The sequence below is a fragment of the Streptomyces sp. NPDC060064 genome, assembly GCF_042736455.1.
In the GTDB taxonomy this organism is placed as follows: Bacteria; Actinomycetota; Actinomycetes; order Streptomycetales; family Streptomycetaceae; genus Streptomyces.
Genome location: NZ_JBHWWF010000003.1, coordinates 177,927 through 194,391 on the forward strand (window position 1 = coordinate 177,927; position 16,465 = coordinate 194,391).

Consider the following 16,465-nt stretch of genomic DNA (forward strand, 5'->3'; position numbering starts at 1 on the left):
GAGCGAGGGTTACTTGACGCCGAGCGAGGCGTCGGCGACCTCGGGCTTGCCCGCGGCCTTGAGGACCTTGTTCAGCGACTTCAGGTCGTAGATCCCGGCGAGGTCGGGCTGCTTCAGCAGACCGGCCTTGACCGCGTGCTCGGCCTCCGCCTGCAGCGTCGCGGCCAGCGGGTCGTCCGTGAACTGGATGGACTTCCACGCCGGGTCGATGACCTCGGGCGGCAGCGCCTTGCCGCTGAGCTCCTTGAGCTTGGCGTTCGCGGACGCCTTCGCCTTGTCCGGGTTGGCGTTGATCCACGCGTTGGTCTTCACCGAGCCACGCAGCACCGCCTCGACGACGTCGGGGTGCTCCTTGAGGAACTTCTGCGACACGATGATGTTCGTGATCACGAACTTCTTGTCGGGCCACAGCGTCGACTCGTCGAGCAGCACCTTCCCGCCCTCGCTGACCAGCTTGGACGCGGTCGGCTCCGGCACCCACGCGCCGTCGATGGCACCGGACTTGTAGGCGTCCGGGGTGACCTTGTTCTCCGTACGGACCACGGAGACGTCGCCCTTGCCGCTCTGGGCGTCGACCTTCCAGCCCTTCTCGGAGATCCAGTTGAGGAACGCCACGTCCTGGGTGTTGCCGAGCTGCGGCGTGGCGATCTTCTTGCCCTTGATGTCGTCCAGGGACTTGATCTTCTTGGGGTTGACGACGAGCTTCACACCGCCGGACGCGGCGCCGCCGACGATCCGCAGGCTCTGGCCCTTGGACTTGACGTAGCCGTTGATGGACGGCGAGGGGCCGATGAAGCCGATGTCGATGGAGCCCGCGTTCAGCGCCTCGATCTCGGAGGGGCCGGCGTTGAAGGTCGAGGCGGCCAGCTTGGTGCCGCCCAGCTCCTTCTGGATGATGCCTTCCTGGTCGCCGACCAGGGCGGTGGCGTGTGTGAGGTTCGGGAAGTATCCGACCTTCACGGTGTCCAGGCCGTCGACTTTCTCGCCCTTGGCGGCGGGAGCGACCTTGTCGTCCTTCTTGGCGTCCGAGCCGTAGCCGCAGGCGGTGAGCGCCACGGCGAGCAGCGGAAGGGCGGCGGCAGCGGCGAGGCTGCGGCGCAGGGTGGTACGGCTGGCAGGCACGGGAGGGTTTCCTCTCGGAGGCCCGGTTCTTACGTCACTTCGGACGTGGCCGGGGTGTCGGCGGTCTTCGTCGGTGCAGGGTGCGGGGGGTGCGGGCGCGCAGGCAGTGCGCGTACGTCATCGCGCACATCGCGCCACCCCGCCCGTTCCCGCGCCGAGGTTGCCGCTGCCGACGCGGCCGCCCTCCTTCGCGAACGTCGCGTAGAAGTCGGTGGTCATCAGAAGTCCCACCCCTCGTCGTCGGCCTCGTGCACGACCTCGGCGCTGGTGGCGAAGGAGTCGCCCGCCATGCCGGCCGCCAGCGTGGTGCCGTCCGCGGGGTCGATCAGCAGGAACGACCCGGTGCGGCGGGAGTCCGCGTACGAGTCGAGCGCGAGCGGCTCGGCGGTACGGACCTTGACCTGGCCGATGTCATTGGCGACCAGCTGACCGGGGTTCGGGTGCTGCGAGAGGTCGTCGAGGGTCAGCCGCGACGGGATCTCCTTGACGATCGCCTTGACCGTGCGGGTGGTGTGCTTGAGCAGCACCCGCTGGCCGACGGTGAGCGGCTGGTCCGCGACATGGCAGACCGTCGCCTCGATGTCCTGCGTGGTCGCGGGCGCGTCGCCGCTCGGCACGATCAGATCGCCACGCGAAATGTCGATGTCGTCCTCGAGGAGAAGAGTGATGGACTGCGGGGTCCAGGCGATGTCCACCGATTCGCCGAGCAGATCGATCCCGGCGATCTTCGAGGTGCGGCCCGCCGGCAGAACGGTCACCTGCTCGCCGACCCGGAAGGTGCCGGCGGCGATCTGGCCCGCGTAGCCCCGGTAGTCGGGGTGCTCGGCGGTCTGCGGACGGATCACGTACTGCACCGGCAGCCGCGCGTGGCAGCCGGTCAGATCGTGGCTGACCGGGACCGTCTCCAGGTGCTCCAGGACGGTCGGACCGCCGTACCAGTCCATGTTGGCGCTGGGCTCCACCACATTGTCGCCGGCGAGCGCGGAGATCGGGATCGCCGTGATCTCCGGAACGCCGAGCGACGCCGCGTAGGAGGTGAACTCCTCGGCGATCGCAGCGAAGACGGGCTCGGCGTAGTCGACGAGGTCCATCTTGTTCACGGCGAGAACGACATGCGGGACGCGCAGCAGGGCCGCGACCGCGGCATGGCGGCGGGTCTGCTCGACGACGCCGTTGCGTGCGTCGACCAGCACGACCGCGAGCTCGGCCGTGGACGCGCCGGTGACCATGTTCCGGGTGTACTGCACATGCCCGGGGGTGTCGGCGAGGATGAACCGCCTGCGCGGGGTGGCGAAGTAGCGGTACGCCACATCGATGGTGATGCCCTGCTCCCGCTCGGCCCGCAGACCGTCGGTGAGCAGCGCCAGGTCGGGCGCCTCCTGACCGCGCGAGCGCGAGGCGTGCTCGACGGCCTCCAGCTGGTCGGTGAGAACCGACTTGGAGTCGTGCAGCAGCCGCCCCACCAGGGTTGACTTGCCGTCGTCGACGGACCCGGCGGTGGCGAAGCGCAGCAGGGTGGTGGCTGAGATCCCGGAGAGTGGCCCGGTCGTGGTGGTCATGGTTAGAAGTACCCCTCGCGCTTGCGGTCTTCCATCGCGGCCTCGGACATCTTGTCGTCGGCGCGGGTCGCGCCCCGCTCGGTCAGCCGGGATGCGGCGATCTCGGTGATCACGGCGTCCAGCGTGGTGGCGTCGGAGTCGACGGCACCGGTGCAGGACATGTCGCCGACGGTGCGGTAGCGGACGAGACGCGTCTCGACGCTCTCGCTCTCCTTGGGGCCGCCCCACTCACCGGCGGTCAGCCACATGCCGGAGCGCTTGAAGACCTCGCGCTCGTGCGCGAAGTAGATCTCGGGCAGCTCGATCTTCTCGCGCTCGATGTACTGCCAGACGTCCAGCTCGGTCCAGTTGGAGAGCGGGAACACCCGGACATGCTCGCCCGGCGCGTGGCGGCCGTTGTAGAGCTGCCACAGCTCGGGCCGCTGCCGGCGCGGGTCCCACTGCGAGAACTCGTCGCGCAGCGAGAACACCCGCTCCTTCGCGCGCGCCTTCTCCTCGTCCCGGCGGCCGCCGCCGAACACCGCGTCGAAGCGGCGCTGCTGGATGGCCTCGGTCAGCGGGACGGTCTGCAGCGGGTTACGGGTGCCGTCGGGGCGCTCGCGCAGCTTCCCGGCGTCGATGTACTCCTGTACGGAGGCGACATGCAGCCGCAGCCCGTGCTGGGCGACGGTGCGGTCGCGGTACTCGAGAACCTCGGGGAAGTTGTGCCCGGTGTCCACGTGCAGCAGGGTGAACGGCACCGGCGCCGGCGCGAACGCCTTGAGCGCCAGATGCAGCATGACGATCGAGTCCTTGCCGCCGGAGAAGAGGATCACCGGTCGCTCGAACTCGCCCGCCACCTCGCGGAAGATGTGCACCGCCTCGGACTCCAGGGCGTCCAGATGCGACAGGGCGTACGGGCTGTCGGTGCCTTCGTGAACAGTGGCGGCCGTCGTCATGCCAGACCCCTCTCGGTGAGCAGCGCGTGAAGCGCCGCTGCGGACTCCTGCACGGTCTGCTGGTGCGACTCGATCCGCAGATCCGGGTTCTGCGGCTCCTCGTACGGGTCGTCGACACCGGTCAGGCCGCGGATCTCACCGGCGGCCTGCTTGGCGTAGAGACCCTTCACATCGCGTACGGAGCAGACCTCCACCGGAGTGGCGACATGCACCTCGACGTACGCCGTGCCCTCGGTGGCGTGGCGCTTGCGGACGGCCTCGCGGCTGTCCTCGTACGGGGCGATCACCGGCACGAGCGCCTTGATGCCGTTGGACGCCAGCAGTTCGGCGACGAAGCCGATCCGCTGGACGTTGGTGTGACGGTCCTCGCGGCTGAAACCGAGACCGGCGGAGAGGAACTCCCGGATCTCGTCGCCGTCGAGCACCTCGGTCCGGTGGCCCTCGGCGCGCAGCCGACCGGCCAGCTCGTAGGCGATGGTGGTCTTGCCGGCGCTCGGCAGCCCGGTGAGCCAGATGGTGGCCCCAGTCACGTTCTTGTCTCCCAGAATCGTCATCCGTGCAGCCCGCATTCGGTCTTGCCACGCCCGGCCCAGCGTCCGGCCCTCGCGTCCTCGCCCTCCAGCACCCGGCGGGTGCAGGGCGCGCAGCCCACGGAGGCGTATCCGTCCATCAGCAGCGGGTTGGTGAGGACGCCGTGCTCGGCGACGTACGTGTCCACGTCCTCCTGCGTCCAGCGGGCGATCGGCGAGATCTTGACCTTCTGCCGCTTCTCGTCCCAGCCGACGACCGGGGTGTTCGCCCGGGTCGGGGACTCGTCGCGGCGCAGACCCGTCGCCCAGGCGTCGTACCCGGTCAGTCCCTCTTCGAGGGGCTTGACCTTGCGCAGCGCGCAGCACAGGTCGGGGTCGCGGTCGTGCAGCTTCGGACCGTACTCCGCGTCCTGCTCGGCGACCGACTGACGCGGCGTGAGCGTGATGACGTTGATGTCCATCACGGCCTCGACCGCGTCACGCGTGCCGATGGTCTCGGGGAAGTGGTAGCCGGTGTCGAGGAAGACGACGTCGACGCCCGGAAGGGCACGGGAGGCGAGGTGGGCCACCACCGCGTCCTCCATCGAGGAGGTGACGCAGAAGCGCGGCCCGAAGGTGTCGGCCGCCCACTTCAGGATGTCCAGGGGCGAGGCCTCTTCCAGGTCCCGCCCGGCCTGTTCGGCGAGCGACTTGAGCTCGTCCTTGGTCTGAACCGCCGTCATATCTCGTTCCCTCCACCGTCGTTGCGCTGAAGTCCACGGGACAGCAGCCCGAGGAACTTCAACTGGAAGGCTCGATTGCAGGCTGCGCATTCCCAGGCGCCGTGGCCCTGCTCGTTCGGACGCAGGTCCTCGTCACCGCAGTACGGGCAGTAGAAGGGCGCGGCACGCTCGCTCATGACAGGGCCTCCTCGGACGCACGCGCGGCCCAGGTCGCGAAGCGCTCGCCGTCCTCGCGCTCCGCCTGGAAGCGCTTGAGGACGCGCTCGACGTAGTCCGGCAGCTCGGCCGAGGTGACCTTCAGACCGCGGACCTTGCGGCCGAAGCCCGCCTCGAGGCCCAGCGCGCCGCCCAGGTGCACCTGGAAGCCCTCGACCTGGTTGCCGTCCTTGTCCAGCATCAGCTGGCCCTTGAGACCGATGTCGGCGACCTGGATACGGGCGCAGGCGTTGGGGCAGCCGTTGAGGTTGATGGTGATCGGGTGGTCGAACTCGGGGATGCGGCGCTCGAGTTCGTCGATCAGCGAGGCGCCGCGCGCCTTGGTCTCGACGATCGCCAGCTTGCAGAACTCGATACCGGTGCAGGCCATCGTGCCCCGGCGGAACGGGGAGGCGTTGACCCGCAGGTCCAGCGCCTCGAGACCGGAGACGAGCGACTCGACCTGGTCCTCGGCCACATCGAGCACGATCATCTTCTGCTCGGTGGTGGTACGCAGCCGTCCCGAGCCGTGCGCTTCGGCAAGCTCGGCGATCTTCGTCAGGGTCGCTCCGTCGACACGTCCCACGCGCGGGGCGAAGCCGACGTAGAAGCGGCCGTCCTTCTGCCGGTACACGCCGAGGTGGTCACGCCAGGTCTCGGCCGGCTCCTCGGGCGCGGGACCGTCGACAAGCTGGTACTTGAGGTACTCGTCCTCCAGGACCTGGCGGAATTTCTCCGGGCCCCAGTCGGCGACCAGGAACTTCAGCCGGGCGCGGGTGCGCAGCCGGCGGTAGCCGTAGTCACGGAAGATGCTGATGACGCCGCCGTACACGTCCGGCACCTCGTCCAGCGGGACCCAGGCGCCGAGGCGGACTCCGAGCTTGGGGTTGGTGGAGAGCCCGCCGCCGACCCAGAGGTCGAAACCGGGACCGTGCTCGGGGTGGTTGACGCCCACGAAGGCGATGTCGTTGATCTCGTGCGCGACATCGAGCTGCGGGGATCCGGAGATGGCCGTCTTGAACTTGCGCGGCAGGTTCGAGTAGGCGGGGTTGCCGATGAAGCGGCGGTGGATCTCGTCGATGGCGGAGGAGCCGTCGATGATCTCGTTCTCGGCGACGCCCGCCACGGGCGAGCCGAGAATCGTGCGGGGCGTGTCACCGCAGGCCTCGGTCGTGGACAGTCCCACGGCCTCCAGCCGATTCCAGATCTCCGGGACATCCTCGATCCGGATCCAGTGGTACTGCACGTTCTGCCGGTCGGTGATGTCGGCGGTGCCGCGTGCGAACTCCTGCGAGACCTCGCCGATGACCCGCAACTGCTCGGTGGTCAGCCGGCCGCCGTCGATACGGACGCGCAGCATGAAGTACTTGTCGTCCAGCTCCTCCGGCTCGAGGATCGCGGTCTTGCCGCCGTCGATGCCGGGCTTGCGCTGGGTGTACAGCCCCCACCAGCGCATACGCCCGCGCAGGTCGGCCCCGTCGATCGAGTCGAAGCCGCGGTGGGCATAGATCGTCTCAATGCGTGTCCGCACATTGAGACCGTCGTCGTCCCTCTTCGTCTGCTCATTGGCGTTGAGCGGCGTCATATGGCCAACAGCCCACTGACCCTCGCCGCGGTGACGTCCGGCCTTGCGGCGGGGCGCGGCGGGGGCGGGCTTTTCAGGGGAGGCGGCCATGGCGAATACGTCCTTCGAGACTGCAGGAGGGCGGCTCTGAGCTGCACACTCGCGCGAGGGCGCGACAATGCGCAGGAGGGGAACAGAGAGTGGGGAATGCTCGGCTGTGCTGGTCTTTCAGCAGACCGGACAGATGGCGCTGGACATGCGGCCGAGGTCGACGTGCCGCCGACTCACCAAGGCAATTCCAGCTCGAGACATGACGGAAGCGTGTCACGGCGGTCCGAAGTCAGTCCACCGTCATCCAGAATGTGGACAACACTGTCCCGCATCGCAAGACGGTGTGTTGCCGGTCACTCTCAGACGTGGGCACCTGGCCAGGGGCCGGGCGCGGCCACCTCGGGCTCTTCCTCCGTCTTGGTGTCGAAGAGAGTGAACCCACGCCGCAGATAGTTGTCCATGGCATGCGGGCCGTCCTTGGAGCAGGTGTGCAGCCAGACCCGCTTCGTCGGCGTCAGCCCTGGCCACCGCTCCGCCAGGTCCCAGGCCCTCGCGACACCCCAGGAGAGGAGATGGCCGCCGATCCGCCGGCCCCGGAACGCCGGGATCAGCCCGAAGTAGACGATCTCGACCGAGCCCTCGCTCTGCGCCTCCAGCTCCACATAGCCGGCCGGCGTCCCCTTCTCGTACGCCACCCAGGTCTCGGTGCCCGGCCTGGCGAGCGTCTCCTCCCACTGCGCGTACGTCAGGGCCAGCCGGTCCGTCCAGCGGATGTCACCGCCGACGGCCGTATACAGAAAGCGGCTGAACTCGGGCGAAGGCACCTCGGCCCGTACGATCCGCAGATCCCCTTCGGGCGCGGCGGCCGGCCGCAGATCTGCCGGCGAGGTCTGCTCCAGGGACCAGGTGGTCACAGTGATGCTCATGAGCGCCAGGGAACCACGAGGTCCTGATCCGGCCAAAGCCGAGTCCTCTCCGAGCCGCCCGCGGCCTCGCTGAGTCACCCGGAGTCACCCGGAGCCGCCCGCAGCCGCGCCGAGCTGTCCGCCTTCCGCCCGCAGCCGCTCGGTCAGTCCGGCGGTCGGCGCGCGCTCACCACCGCTGGGGCCCTCGACTGCGGCAGCAGATCGGCCGGATCGTCCGGCTGGACCAGCTCCACCTCGACCTCGTCGACGAAGCGGTACGGGCGGTGCGCCAGCACCTGCGCCAGATGCCGCCGCAGCCGCGACATCTCGGCCCGCACCGTCACCGTGCGCGTCGGGTCCTCGAAGAGCGCCTGCGCCAACTGTGCCGCGGTCCGCCCGTCCCGGTGCAGCGCCAGCATGTACAGCAGTTCGGCATGGCGCGGGCTGAGCTCCTGCGCCCAGCTGCCGGCGGCCCCCGCGACGGTGACCGAAGGCTGCCGTGGCCTGCTCAGATCCAGCACCACCCGGCCCGGCGGCGCCGCGGAGCTCCTCTCGTCGACCCGTATCAGCCAGCCGCCGGGCAGCGGCTCGACCGTGCACATGCCGAGCGAGGGCAGCCAGAGCCGACCGCCGACGACGGACTTCGGCAGCGAAAGCCGACCGGTGGGCGGCATGCCGGTGACCGCGGCCGGCCAGCCGTTGACGTCCACGGCCAGCGCCCGGCCGGTCAGCCGGGCCAGCAGCGGCGACGCCACGCTGCGCAGCCGGTCCAGCGCCGCGAAGTGCCGGTTGCGCAGTTCGGCCTCGGCGAGCCGGGCGACCGAGGTGACCAGGGAGAGCGTCGCCGGATGCATGGTGGACAGGGGTCCGCTGATGTCGACGACGCCGATCAGCTTGCCGTCGCGCGGATCGGTGACCGGTGCGCCCGCGCAGGTCCAGGTGTGGTGGGTGGAGACGAAGTGCTCGGCGGAGTGCACCTGGACCGGCCGCCGGGATATCAGCGGAGTGCCGATACCGTTCGTACCGACGAGCCCCTCGCTCCAGTCGGCGCCGAGGACGAAGCCGTGCGAGTCGCCCTTGCGCAGCACGGTCGCCTTGCCCTCGCGCCAGAGCATCCGTCCCTCGGTGTCCGCGACGACCATGATGTGCTGGGCCGCCTCGGCGATCGACACCAGGCCGTCCCGCAGCACCGGCAGCACCTCGCGAAGCGGCGAGGCGAGCCGACGGCGTTCTATCTCCTCCGGCGGCAGCAGCCCCGCCCTGTGGTCCCGGTCGGGATCCATACCGCCGCGCAGCATCCGCTGCCACGACTCGTTGATGTCCGCCCGTGGGCCGACCTGCGAGCGCCGGCCGTTGAGCGTGGCGTCCCGCACGCCCTTCAGTAACCTGGCGGCCTCCGCGGTGTCCATGGCGGCGAGCCTGGCCAGGTCGAGTGATGTGCTCTGCACCGGGGTCCTCCTGGGCGGCGCCGGCGTCCGGATGCGGGGGGGCTGGCTCAATCGTGCCCCTTCCCGCGGCAATGCGTGGCGATTTGGGCCACAAGACTGCAACCCCTTGCAACTCTCGCGTACAGGCGTGCACATATATCAAGGTGGTGGAACACCGGTTCGCCGGTCGTCATGCACCGCACTGCCCTGCACTGCGGGGCGCATGACAGCGCGCGGGGTGGTGCCGTGTCGGCGCAGCACCACCCCGACAGCCGTCGGCGGCGCGGGCCTCAGACCACGGCTCGCGCCCGCTCGACGACCGACGCCAGATCGAGTGTGTGCGGCAGCGTGCCGAAGGCCGTGCCCCAGTCCCCGCCGAGCCGTGAAGCGCAGAACGCGTCCGCCACCTCCGGCGGTGCCCACCGCACCAGCAGCGATCCCTGCAGCACCAGCGCCATCCGCTCCACCAGTCGACGCGCCCGCGCCTCGATCCCGTTCAGATCGGCCAGTTCGGTCAGCAGGTCCTTGATCGCCGCGTCCAGCCGGTGATCGGCGCCGCGCGCCTTGCCGACCTCCTGCAGGAAGGCGTTCAGGGCCTGCGGCTCCCGCTGCAGCGCACGCAGGACATCGAGCGCCTGCACGTTGCCCGAGCCCTCCCAGATCGAGTTGAGCGGCGACTCGCGCAGCAGCCGCGGCAGCCCCGACTCCTCCACGTAGCCATTGCCGCCCAGACACTCGAGCGCCTCGGCCACCGTGGGCGTACAGCGCTTGGTCACCCAGTACTTGGCGGCGGGCACCGCGAGCCGCAGGAAGGCCCGCTCCTCGTCCGTATCGGCGTCGTACGCGGCGGCGAGCCGCAGCGCCAGTGTCGTCGCGGCCTCCGACTCCAGCGCCAGATCCGCCAGTACGTTGCGCATCAGCGGCTTGTCGATGAGCAGCCCGCCGAACGCGCTGCGGTACGCGGAGTGGTGGATCGCCTGTGCCACCGACTGCCGCATCAGCGCGGCCGACCCGATGACACAGTCGAGCCGGGTCGCCGCCACCATCTCGATGATGGTGCGCACCCCGCGACCCTCGTCGCCCACCCGGCGTGCCCATGTCCCGTCGAACTCGATCTCGCTCGACGCATTGGACTTATTGCCGAGCTTGTCCTTGAGGCGCTGGATCCGGAACACATTGCGGGTCCCGTCGTCCAGCACCCGGGGCACCAGGAAGCAGGTCAAACCCCCTGCCGCCTGGGCGAGTACCAGAAAACCGTCACACATAGGAGCGGAACAGAACCACTTGTGACCGGTGAGCAGATACTCCCCGTCACCGGCCAGCGGCTCGGCCCTCGTCGTGTTCGCCCTGACGTCGCTGCCACCCTGCTTCTCGGTCATTCCCATGCCGAACAGGGCCCCGGCCTTCAGTGAGGCGGGCCGCAGCCCCTCCTCGTACACCTGCGAGGTCAGCCGCGGCTCCCACTCCGCGGCCAGCGCCGGGTCCGTACGCAGCGCGGGCACCGTCGCATGCGTCATCGACACCGGACAGCCGTGCCCGGCCTCCGCCTGCGTCCACACCAGGAACCCGGCCGCACGCCGTACATGCCCGGCCGGCCTGCCCCAGGCGTTGGTCAGCCCCGCCGACACGGCCTTGCCGAGGAGCCGGTGCCAGGCGGGATGGAAGTCGACCTCGTCGATCCGGTTCCCGTACCGGTCGTGGGTGCGCAGTTTCGGCGGATTCTCATTGGCCTGCACACCCCACTCCTGGGCCTGCGCGGAGCCTGCGGTGCTGCCGAGCGTCTCGAGCTCCTCTCGGGCCTCGTCGAGGCATTCGGGCGCGACATGCCGTTCCACGCCCTCCGTGAGGGCCTGGTCGGCGCTGAAGACGTCGTACCCGACCAGGGGCGGAGCCTGGTTGGTCACTGTGTGGGTGATAGCTGCCATGCCGATACGGTAAGGAGGTGCAGGCAGCAAATGAAACACCCGAGCGGCCATCGGGCCGACTCCACCGGGCCCGAGTCCTCTACCGCAACGTCTCCAAGCGGAAGATGGCATGGTTGCTGCTGAAGGACACGGTCAACTCGTGCATCGAGTACCGCATCCTGGGCCTCGCGGCCGAGGCGGCGTTCTTCACGCTGCTGTCCCTGCCGCCGCTGCTGCTCGGTCTGATCGGTCTCCTCGGCTATGTGGACGTGTGGACCAACACCACCACCGTCGCCTCGATCGAGGAAAACATCCTGAGAGCGGCCGGCACGGTGCTCTCCGACCGGGGCGTCAACCAGATCGCCAGGCCCCTGCTGGAGGACGTCACCCACGGCGGCCGGCCGGACGTCATCTCCATCGGCTTCGCCATCGCGCTCTGGTCCGGTTCGCGGGCGGTCAATGTCTTCATCGACACGATCACCGTGATGTACGGCCTCGACGGCCAGCGCGGCATCGTCGCCACCCGGCTGCTGGCCTTCCTGCTCTACATCGTGGCGCTGCTGATCGGCGCGGTGGTACTGCCGCTGGCGGTGGTCGGCCCCGACCGGGTGGTGGAGTTCATTCCGTGGGGCACGGAAGTCGTCAGCGTCCTGTACTGGCCGGTGGTCAGTCTGCTCTCGATCGCCTTCCTCACCACGCTCTACCACGTGTCCGTCCCGGTGCGCTCGCCCTGGATCGAGGACGTCCCGGGTGCGCTGGTGGCGCTCGGGATGTGGGTGCTGGGCTCATTCCTGCTGCGTATCTACCTCACCAGCACGGTCGAGGGCCCGACGATCTACGGCTCACTCGCCGCGCCCATCGCCGTCCTGCTGTGGATCGGCCTGACCGCCTTCGCGGTCCTGGTGGGCGCGGCGGTCAATGCCGCCATCGACCGGGTCTGGCCGTCGGTCGCCACGGCCGCGGCCCGCGCGGCCAACGAGCGGATGCGTGCGCTCAACGCCGCAGAGCTCCTCGCCCGGGCGGAGGCCGCCCAGGTCTACGGGGAGGGCGAGAGCGAGGACGAGGACGAGGGGGCCATGCCATCGGAATTCCCGGAGCGGTGGTCGCGGTTCCTGCCGCCGGACGATGTGAAGTCGCGGCTGCACGCGGGTCGGGAGAACGGCCGGGAGAGCCGTGAGAGCAGCCGTGACAAGGAGACCAGGCAGCAGCGGAAACCCTGAGCCGGGCCCCGCGTCCGTGCGGGTCAATCCCCTGAGCGCGTTCATAACAGCCCCCGACATCAGCGGCGTTGGACCGAGGGGCCGTTCTCGATCGCGCGGGCATGCGCGGGCAGCTGCGGGATAGCCTGGTAAGGGTGTACGAGGAATGGGCGTCGCGGCTCGAAGGAGCCGTCGTCTGGACGCGGACCGTGGACCGGTACGCCGGTGCGGTCCACCCCGTCCTGCCCGACGGCTGCATGGACCTGCTCTGGTTCGAGGGCCGGCTCCTCGTGGCAGGACCCGACACCCACGCCCACACCCCCGGGAGCGGCCTCGGCACCCGGTGGGCGGGGGTGCGCTTCGCGCCCGGGACCGCGCCCGCGATTCTCGGCGTACCGGCGTACGAGCTGCGCGACCGGCGGGTCGAGCTCGCCGATGTGTGGGGCGGGGCCGAGGCGCGCCGGCTCACCGCGCGGATCGACGCGGCCCCGGACCCGGTGGCCGAGCTGGAGGCCGTGGCGCTTGGGCGGGCGGACGCGGCCCTGCCGCCGGACCCGCTGCTGGGCGAGGTGGTGCGCCGGCTGGAGGCGGGCGGCACGGTGGCCGGGGCGGCGTACGCGGTGGGCCTGGGCGCCCGGCAGCTGCACCGGCGTTCGCTGGACGCCTTCGGATACGGGCCCAAGACGCTGGCCCGGGTGCTGCGGCTGCAACGGGCGCTGACGTTCGTACGGGAGGGTGCGCCGTACGCCGAGGCGGCACTCGGCGCGGGCTGCGCCGACCAGGCGCACCTCGCACGCGAGATGCGCGACCTGGCAGGAATCACCCTCGGCGCCTACTCGGCGCTGGCGAACAGCGAGACACCGCAGCCGTCGGGGTCGAGGACCACCGCGTAACGCTGCCCCCAGAAGGCGTTCCAGGGCTTGAGGTGCCCCCGGTATCCCGCCTCGGTCAGCTCGGCGTAGACGGAGTCCACCTCGGCGGGGCTGTCGCAGGCGAAGGCGAGCCCGAGCCGTTCGCCGCCGCCCGGTGGCCGGGTCCAATCGGGGTCGAAGGAACGGATGGTCTCCTCGGTGTCCCACAGCACGCGCAGCCCGCTGGGCAGCGTCGCCTCGGCGTGGGGCGCGGTGTCGGCGTCGGCGGGGATGTCCAGGCCGAGTCGGCGGTAGAAGGCGAGAGAGGCGGCCATGTCGGAGGCGACGAGGCCGATCGCGTCGAGTCGTGGAGTCATGACCTCAACGTAGACAGGCCGGGACCCGGAGTCTTGAACGAATCGGACGTCCCTCCGTCGCGGGACGTCATCGGCGCGGGACGTCATAGTTCCGTAAGGCGCCGCGCGTGATCGACCGCACTTCCTCGGAGGACACTGACCGTATGCACAACATTCTGGTCGTCGACGACGATCCGACCGTCGCCGAGGTCGTCACCGGCTACCTGGAGCGCGCCGGCTTCGCCGTGGACCGGGCCGCCGATGGGCCGCAGGCGCTGCGGCTTGCCGCCGGGCGGCGGCCGGACCTGGTCGTCCTCGATCTGATGCTGCCGGGTATGGACGGGCTGGAGGTGTGCCGCAGGCTACGGGCCGGTGCGCTCGCCGCCGTACCCGTGATCATGCTGACGGCGCGCGGCGACGAGGACGACCGGATCCTGGGGCTCGAGATAGGGGCGGACGACTATGTGACCAAGCCGTTCAGCCCGCGCGAGCTGGTGCTGCGGGTCGAGTCCGTACTCCGCAGAGGGGCCGCGGCGGGGGAGCGGCGGGCCGGGCCGGGGCCGGCGGCCGCGGGCATCGTCCTCGACCCGACCGCCCGCAGGGCCACCAAGGACGGCCATGAACTGGCGCTGACCCTGAGGGAGTTCGACCTGCTGGCGCATCTGATGCGGCACCCGGGCGAGGCGATCGGCCGGGAGCGGCTGATGCAGGACGTATGGGGCTGGGAGTTCGGCGATCTGTCCACCGTCACGGTCCATGTACGCCGGCTGCGCGGCAAGATCGAGGACGATCCCGCCAGGCCGCGACTGATCCAGACGGTGTGGGGCGTGGGCTACCGCTTCGATGTGCCGGGTGACGGGGACGTACCGCGAGACGTAGCGCGGGACGAGCCGAGGGATCCATCGCCCTCGCAGCTGCCGCGGGAAGAGGCCTGATCGTCGTGTGGGACATGCTCCTCATCGCCCTCTTCGCCTTTCTCGGGGCCGCGGCCGTCGGCCTGCTCGGGGCCGTGGCCCTGCGGGCGCTGCGCCACCGGTCCGTCGCCGTCTCCCTCACGATCGTCGCCGCCGTAGCCGTCACCGCGATGCTCGCCGGGACACTCGCCGTCGCCCAGGCGATGTTCCTGTCCGCGCACGACCTCACCGTCGTCACCACGGTCGTCGCGATGGCGGCGGTCGTCTCGCTCGCCACCGCGCTGCTGCTCGGCCGCTGGGTCGTCGCCCGCAGCCGCGAACTCGCCCTGGCGGCACGTTCGTTCGGCGACGGTGGCTCCTTCGCCGCACCCGACGGCGCCTCCACCGCGGAACTGGCCGCACTGAGCCGGGAACTCGCCGCCACCAGCGACCGGCTCGCCGCGTCCCGCGAGCGTGAACGCGCTCTGGAGACCTCCCGCCGCGAGCTCGTCGCGTGGATCTCCCACGACCTGCGCACCCCCCTGGCCGGGCTGCGCGCCATGTCCGAAGCGCTGGAGGACGGTGTCGTCCAGGACCCGGAGCGCTACTTCCGCCAGATCCGTACCGAGGTCGACCGGCTCAACTCCATGGTGGGCGATCTCTTCGAGCTCTCCCGCATCCATGCCGGCACGCTGGCCCTCACCCCCACCAGGATGTCGGTATACGACTTGATCGGCGAGGCGATCGCCGGCGCGGACCCGCTGGCGCGCGAGCACGGCGTACGCCTCGTCGGCGACAGCGTCGAGTCCGTCCCGGTCGAGGTGGACGGCAAGGAGATGACCCGCGTACTGGCGAACCTCCTGGTCAACGCGATCCGCCGGACCCCCGCCGACGGCACGGTCGCCGTCGCTGCCGAACGCCGCGAGGAGTGGGTCGTCCTCTCCGTCACCGACGGCTGCGGCGGCATTCCCGATGAGGACCTCCCACGCGTCTTCGACACCGGCTGGCGCGGCACTCAGGCCCGTACGCCCCCGGCAGGCGCCGGTCTCGGCCTCGCGATCGTCCGCGGCATCGTCGAGGCGCACGCCGGCCACGCCGACGTACGCAATGTGACGGGCGGCTGCCGCTTCGAGGTGACGCTGCCCGCCGCGGCAGCCCCACTTGGTTGAAACAGCGAGCGTCTGTATGAGTGACCGCGGAGACTGACGGGCAGTCACACGTCGATGGCCTTGGGCGGAGGCCTCGCGATCTGTAACCGGCAGAAGGCAGGGGTGGGGACCTATGGCGCGACAGACGGATTGGGAATTCCTGGACGATCGCGGGCGGTCGGCGACGTCGGCGCAAACGCCGTCGCGGCTGGTTGCCTACATCCAGGCCGGAGCGACCCTGTTCGACCACGGCATCCGGCCGGTGGGCCTCTTCGGATCCCACCACGACGGCGAAACCGCCGACCCGGCGAAGGCAGGCAGGCTGCCGCTCGAGGACATCGCGTACCTCGGATCGGGCACCCGCGTCGGGGTGGACGCGATCCTCGACGCGGAACCCGACCTGGTGGTCGGCGTCGGCTACGGCTCCGACCAGGTCTACGGCCTGGATCCGGACACGGCGAAGCACATCGAGGAACATGTGCCCGTGGTGGTGTGCGACGTGGGCCAAGGGCGTTCGCTCGCCGATGTACGGGACCGGTTCACGGCGCTCGCCCGGTCGCTCGGAGCCGAGCAGGACCTGTCGGGGGCGGTGGAACTCGACCGCGCGGAAGGCCGGCTGCGCACGCTGGCGGCCGACGCCGCTCACCTACGGATCCTGGCCCTGTCGCCCGGCACGCCGGAGAGCGTCCATCTCGCCAGGCCACGCGCGTGGCCGGACCTCAGGGCGCTGGCCGAGTGCGGTATCGGCCTGGTGGAGCCCGAGCGGGGTCCGGGGGCCAACTGGTCCACCGTCGACTGGACGGTGGCCGCGTCACTGGAGCCGGACATTGTGCTGACGGACGTACGGGCCAATGCCCTGCCGATCGGTGCACTGGAGGGAGTCGAGGAGTGGCAGGCATGCGCGGGCAGGGCCCGGATCGTGCCGTGGAACCCTGAGGTTCCCTGCAGCCATCTGGCACACGCGCGCTTCTTCGACGCCGTGGCGGACGCGGTGCAGGCGACCGCCTCGTCCGGCAGCTGAACGTCCGCCTCGTCCGGCCGCCGCGGCAACGCCGGAACCCGCGGCAACGCCAGAACCCGCCGGGGAATCCCCGGCGGGTT

Annotated in this window: 17 protein-coding genes; 5 read left to right on the forward strand and 12 right to left on the reverse strand. The window is 70.3% G+C overall.

Annotated elements, in window-relative coordinates:
• Nucleotides 1–9: 9 nt before the first annotated feature.
• The 11 genes from ACFWDI_RS05090 to ACFWDI_RS05140 form a co-directional block, all read right to left on the reverse strand.
• Nucleotides 10–1,122, reverse strand: a complete 1,113-nt coding sequence (locus ACFWDI_RS05090; RefSeq protein WP_385301403.1) for an aliphatic sulfonate ABC transporter substrate-binding protein — start codon at nucleotides 1,120–1,122, stop codon at nucleotides 10–12.
• 218 nt (nucleotides 1,123–1,340) lie between these two features.
• Nucleotides 1,341–2,681, reverse strand: coding sequence for a sulfate adenylyltransferase subunit 1 (locus ACFWDI_RS05095; RefSeq protein WP_385301404.1), 1,341 nt, complete (start codon nucleotides 2,679–2,681; stop codon nucleotides 1,341–1,343).
• Nucleotides 2,682–2,683: 2 nt separating this feature from the next.
• Nucleotides 2,684–3,619, reverse strand: a complete 936-nt coding sequence (gene cysD, locus ACFWDI_RS05100; RefSeq protein WP_385301405.1) for a sulfate adenylyltransferase subunit CysD — start codon at nucleotides 3,617–3,619, stop codon at nucleotides 2,684–2,686.
• Complete coding sequence (gene cysC / locus ACFWDI_RS05105) at nucleotides 3,616–4,173, reverse strand: adenylyl-sulfate kinase (RefSeq protein ID WP_385301407.1); 558 nt, start codon at nucleotides 4,171–4,173, stop codon at nucleotides 3,616–3,618. The genes cysD and cysC overlap by 4 nt, the downstream gene beginning before the upstream one ends.
• Nucleotides 4,170–4,871: a phosphoadenylyl-sulfate reductase gene (locus ACFWDI_RS05110; RefSeq protein ID WP_385301408.1), complete on the reverse strand. Its 702-nt coding sequence runs from the start codon at nucleotides 4,869–4,871 to the stop codon at nucleotides 4,170–4,172. The genes cysC and ACFWDI_RS05110 overlap by 4 nt, the downstream gene beginning before the upstream one ends.
• Nucleotides 4,868–5,047: a hypothetical protein gene (locus tag ACFWDI_RS05115; RefSeq protein WP_327326729.1), complete on the reverse strand. Its 180-nt coding sequence runs from the start codon at nucleotides 5,045–5,047 to the stop codon at nucleotides 4,868–4,870. The genes ACFWDI_RS05110 and ACFWDI_RS05115 overlap by 4 nt, the downstream gene beginning before the upstream one ends.
• A complete protein-coding gene (locus ACFWDI_RS05120; protein ID WP_385301409.1) occupies nucleotides 5,044–6,741 on the reverse strand; it encodes a nitrite/sulfite reductase in 1,698 nt (565 codons plus the stop codon). Before ACFWDI_RS05120 ends, ACFWDI_RS05115 begins: the two co-directional genes overlap by 4 nt.
• A gap of 117 nt (nucleotides 6,742–6,858) precedes the next feature.
• Complete coding sequence (locus ACFWDI_RS05125) at nucleotides 6,859–6,942, reverse strand: putative leader peptide (protein WP_351448512.1); 84 nt, start codon at nucleotides 6,940–6,942, stop codon at nucleotides 6,859–6,861.
• Nucleotides 6,943–7,040: 98 nt separating this feature from the next.
• Nucleotides 7,041–7,607 carry a GNAT family N-acetyltransferase gene (locus ACFWDI_RS05130; protein WP_385301410.1) on the reverse strand — a complete coding sequence of 189 codons (567 nt, stop codon included), beginning with the start codon at nucleotides 7,605–7,607 and terminating at the stop codon, nucleotides 7,041–7,043.
• 143 nt (nucleotides 7,608–7,750) lie between these two features.
• Entirely contained in the window at nucleotides 7,751–9,034 is a 1,284-nt protein-coding gene (locus ACFWDI_RS05135; RefSeq protein WP_385301412.1) for a GAF domain-containing protein, read from the reverse strand.
• A 269-nt stretch (nucleotides 9,035–9,303) separates the two neighbouring features.
• Nucleotides 9,304–10,938 carry an acyl-CoA dehydrogenase family protein gene (locus tag ACFWDI_RS05140; RefSeq protein WP_385301413.1) on the reverse strand — a complete coding sequence of 545 codons (1,635 nt, stop codon included), beginning with the start codon at nucleotides 10,936–10,938 and terminating at the stop codon, nucleotides 9,304–9,306.
• Nucleotides 10,939–10,955: 17 nt separating this feature from the next.
• Here ACFWDI_RS05140 and ACFWDI_RS05145 point away from each other — a divergent pair, with 17 nt between their 5' ends.
• Together ACFWDI_RS05145 and ACFWDI_RS05150 are read left to right on the forward strand one after the other, a co-directional pair.
• The gene (locus ACFWDI_RS05145; protein ID WP_385301414.1) at nucleotides 10,956–12,137 is read left to right on the forward strand and encodes a YihY/virulence factor BrkB family protein; all 1,182 of its coding nucleotides are present in this window, start codon (nucleotides 10,956–10,958) and stop codon (nucleotides 12,135–12,137) included.
• 101 nt (nucleotides 12,138–12,238) lie between these two features.
• A complete protein-coding gene (locus ACFWDI_RS05150) occupies nucleotides 12,239–13,009 on the forward strand; it encodes a DUF6597 domain-containing transcriptional factor (RefSeq protein WP_385301415.1) in 771 nt (256 codons plus the stop codon).
• Here ACFWDI_RS05150 and ACFWDI_RS05155 read toward each other — a convergent pair.
• Nucleotides 12,949–13,344 carry a VOC family protein gene (locus tag ACFWDI_RS05155; protein ID WP_385301416.1) on the reverse strand — a complete coding sequence of 132 codons (396 nt, stop codon included), beginning with the start codon at nucleotides 13,342–13,344 and terminating at the stop codon, nucleotides 12,949–12,951. The genes ACFWDI_RS05150 and ACFWDI_RS05155 overlap by 61 nt on opposite strands.
• Before the next feature lie 143 nt (nucleotides 13,345–13,487).
• Between ACFWDI_RS05155 and ACFWDI_RS05160 the strand changes: the two genes are divergently transcribed.
• The 3 genes from ACFWDI_RS05160 to ACFWDI_RS05170 all read left to right on the forward strand — a co-directional run bounded on the left by ACFWDI_RS05160 (nucleotide 13,488) and on the right by ACFWDI_RS05170 (nucleotide 16,385).
• Nucleotides 13,488–14,258 carry a response regulator transcription factor gene (locus tag ACFWDI_RS05160; protein WP_385301417.1) on the forward strand — a complete coding sequence of 257 codons (771 nt, stop codon included), beginning with the start codon at nucleotides 13,488–13,490 and terminating at the stop codon, nucleotides 14,256–14,258.
• A 5-nt stretch (nucleotides 14,259–14,263) separates the two neighbouring features.
• On the forward strand, nucleotides 14,264–15,385 hold the full coding sequence (locus ACFWDI_RS05165) for a sensor histidine kinase (protein WP_385301418.1): 1,122 nt from the start codon (nucleotides 14,264–14,266) through the stop codon (nucleotides 15,383–15,385).
• Nucleotides 15,386–15,497: 112 nt separating this feature from the next.
• Nucleotides 15,498–16,385 (forward strand): ABC transporter substrate-binding protein, encoded by an 888-nt coding sequence (locus tag ACFWDI_RS05170; protein WP_385301419.1) that lies wholly within the window; start codon nucleotides 15,498–15,500, stop codon nucleotides 16,383–16,385.
• Nucleotides 16,386–16,465: the final 80 nt, after the last annotated feature.

Coding starts and splice junctions, on each gene's coding strand:
- cysD (WP_385301405.1), bottom strand. CDS start 3,619: ATGACGACGGCCGCCACTGTTCACGAAGGCACCGACAGCCCGTACGCC.
- ACFWDI_RS05110 (WP_385301408.1), bottom strand. CDS start 4,871: ATGACGGCGGTTCAGACCAAGGACGAGCTCAAGTCGCTCGCCGAACAG.
- ACFWDI_RS05115 (WP_327326729.1), bottom strand. CDS start 5,047: ATGAGCGAGCGTGCCGCGCCCTTCTACTGCCCGTACTGCGGTGACGAG.
- ACFWDI_RS05170 (WP_385301419.1), top strand. CDS start 15,498: ATGGCGCGACAGACGGATTGGGAATTCCTGGACGATCGCGGGCGGTCG.
- ACFWDI_RS05155 (WP_385301416.1), bottom strand. CDS start 13,344: ATGACTCCACGACTCGACGCGATCGGCCTCGTCGCCTCCGACATGGCC.
- ACFWDI_RS05095 (WP_385301404.1), bottom strand. CDS start 2,681: ATGACCACCACGACCGGGCCACTCTCCGGGATCTCAGCCACCACCCTG.
- ACFWDI_RS05125 (WP_351448512.1), bottom strand. CDS start 6,942: ATGTCTCGAGCTGGAATTGCCTTGGTGAGTCGGCGGCACGTCGACCTC.
- ACFWDI_RS05130 (WP_385301410.1), bottom strand. CDS start 7,607: ATGAGCATCACTGTGACCACCTGGTCCCTGGAGCAGACCTCGCCGGCA.
- ACFWDI_RS05150 (WP_385301415.1), top strand. CDS start 12,239: ATGCGCGGGCAGCTGCGGGATAGCCTGGTAAGGGTGTACGAGGAATGG.
- cysC (WP_385301407.1), bottom strand. CDS start 4,173: ATGACGATTCTGGGAGACAAGAACGTGACTGGGGCCACCATCTGGCTC.
- ACFWDI_RS05140 (WP_385301413.1), bottom strand. CDS start 10,938: ATGGCAGCTATCACCCACACAGTGACCAACCAGGCTCCGCCCCTGGTC.
- ACFWDI_RS05120 (WP_385301409.1), bottom strand. CDS start 6,741: ATGGCCGCCTCCCCTGAAAAGCCCGCCCCCGCCGCGCCCCGCCGCAAG.
- ACFWDI_RS05160 (WP_385301417.1), top strand. CDS start 13,488: ATGCACAACATTCTGGTCGTCGACGACGATCCGACCGTCGCCGAGGTC.